The organism is Rhizorhapis sp. SPR117, assembly GCF_021742065.1.
In genome coordinates, this window is record NZ_JAKKIE010000155.1 from 1 (window position 1) to 2,558 (window position 2,558).

The 2,558-nt window shown below is 58.8% G+C and carries 1 protein-coding gene; it reads left to right on the plus strand.

All coding sequences use genetic code 11. The features are described 5' to 3' along the window. Window positions 1-612: 612 nt before the first annotated feature. Window positions 613-2,535, plus strand: a complete 1,923-nt coding sequence (locus tag L3X40_RS21580) for a reverse transcriptase domain-containing protein (RefSeq protein ID WP_067490678.1) — start codon at window positions 613-615, stop codon at window positions 2,533-2,535. Window positions 2,536-2,558 lie beyond the last annotated feature (23 nt).

Below are 2,558 nucleotides of genomic sequence, written 5' to 3' on the forward strand. Positions count from 1 at the left end.
AGTGCGCCGTTGCGGCGCTGAAATGGAGTATCAGTGATGATGAGGTAAGTTGAGAATGCCTCTGCTCGCCGGACTAACCTCGGGCCTCACAAGGTCTGAAATCCCGAAAGGGACGGGGAACAATAGCATGTTCGGAAAAGGCCAGATGCGTCTTAGTCGCAAATGGAGGCGATGACGGTCAGGGCAAGGTGCGTATGGTGAAGGCTACACTGCTTAAATCCCAGTCTGCAGCAATCTATATAGCGATACTGGCGAAAGCGACTGTCACGCCAGGTCCGGATGATGACAGCGGTCTCATGTCTTGGCCGCCTGTTTCTCAGCCCATCCGGTGCGCCTCTCGTCGAGGGGTTTAGTGGACGAACGGGACACCTAACCGCGCCGCATCTCCATTCAGCGTAACTACGGGATGCCCTAAACAGGCGGCTTCTGCCGGCCTGCATGGGTACGGAGCCGCCATATTACTCAAATGCCCGGGGTAATGCCCGGGACATCGACCTCTTCGGAGGCGGCGGTGCAACTGTATAAGGTCTCGAGCGATCGGGCCGAAAGCGGGGAAGACCGGGGGAAGGGCGGCAGCTGTGATTCTTCAACCACCGATCATGGGGTGTGCTGATGCTGCCAGAAACTGTGAAAGGCCGGTTGGAGGCCATTCCGGCGCTCGTTGCGTCGGGCAAAAGGGTGAATGGACTCTATCGTCTGATGGGGTCTCGCCTCCTTTGGGAGGAGGGGCTCCAGAAGATCGGATCCAACAAGGGTGCGATGACGCCGGGTATTGACGGCGAGACCTTCGCGGACTTCGGACCGGAAGACCTCGACCCGATTATCGCCAGCGTGGCGGCAGGGACCTATGATCCCAAACCAGTGCGTCGGGTGTTTATCCCGAAAGGCAAGGGCAAACGGCGTCCGCTGGGCATTCCCACGCGCGACGACCGCCTCGTTCAGGAAGTGGCGCGGCAACTGCTCGAACGGATCTATGAACCGGTGTTCTCGAACGCCTCCCATGGATTCCGGCCGGGCCGGTCGTGTCATACGGCGCTTGAACACGTCAAAGCCGTATGGACGGGGGTGAAATGGCTCGTAGATGTGGATGTCGCGGGGTTCTTCGAGAACATCGACCACGACATCCTCCTGCGGCTGTTGCGGAAAAGGATCGATGACGAGAAATTCATCGGCTTGATCGGCAGCATGCTTAAGGCGGGTGTTATGGAAGACCGGGTTCACACCCGGACCTACAGCGGCACTCCGCAGGGCGGTATCGTCTCTCCAATCTTGGCCAACATCTACCTCCATGAACTCGATATGTTCATGGCGGAACGGATCGCGGCTTTCGAGAGGGGGAAGGTCCGTGCCACGAACCCGGAATATGGGCGACTGGCTGGGCGCATCCAGAAACAACGGAAGCGCGTCACCATGCTGCGGGCCAAAGACAATGTCGACGAGGTGAAGGTTGCGGCCTCCTTGGCCAAAATCCAAACCTTACTGCCGCAAAAGCGGTCCATCCCGTCGAGAGACGCGATGGACCCCGGTTATCGCCGACTTCGTTACTGTCGCTACGCGGACGACTTCATGATTGGGGTTATCGGTAGCAAGGAGGATGCACGAAGCGTGTTCGCCGAAGTCAGGGCATTCCTGACCGAGGCGCTGGCGCTCACGGTGTCCGAGGAGAAAAGCGGTATCCGCAAGGCGAGCGATGGAGCCGCCTTCCTTGGATATGAGGTCCGCACATATACGACACGCCAACGGGTTGTCCGGAGCCGACAAGGTTCCGTCAGCTTCCTTCGTAGGCCGCCGTCGGAAGTGATGCAGCTGCATGTCCCTTGGGAGAAGGTCCACGCGTTCGCTTCTGCAAAAGGTTATGGTGATCTGTCGGTGTTGAAGCCGCGTCATCGTAGCCTGCTGCTCAGCTGCAGCGACGTTGAGATCGTCCTAGCTTACAACGCCGAATTGCGGGGTTTTGCGAACTACTATGCTCTCGCCAAGGATGTGAGCTTCAAGCTGAACAGGCTTGAGTTTCTCCAGCGGTGGAGCTTGTTCAAGACCTTGGCCAGCAAGCACAAAACCAATGTGCGAGCGGTCGTGGCCCGCATGAGGACGGGGCAGGAATTCACCATCGGCTACGACGTCGATGGCCAGCCCCGATCGGTCAAAGTCTGGAAACTGGCTCATCTGAAACGTGATCCGGCCACCTCGTCCAGGATTGATATCCAGCCTTGGACGCAGGTGTTCACCCACTCACGTACGGACTGGGTTGATCGTCAGAATGCCAAGCAATGCGAGGCTTGCGGTCGATCCGATGTTCCGTGTCAGGTGCACCATATCCGGGGGATGGCCGATGTTTCGCACCGCGGTTTTGTCGTGAGAATGAAGGTGGCACGCGCCCGCAGGACGGTGGTCCTGTGCGAGCAATGCCACTGGGATACTCACAGAGGCCGCCTGCCCGATCTACGGCAAAGTGATGGTTCGTCACAGTGGAGAGCCGCATGCGGTGAAAGCTGCACGTGCGGTTCGGCGGGGGGATCAGGGCTGACTCCATGAGCAGCACCAATCCTACCCGACTG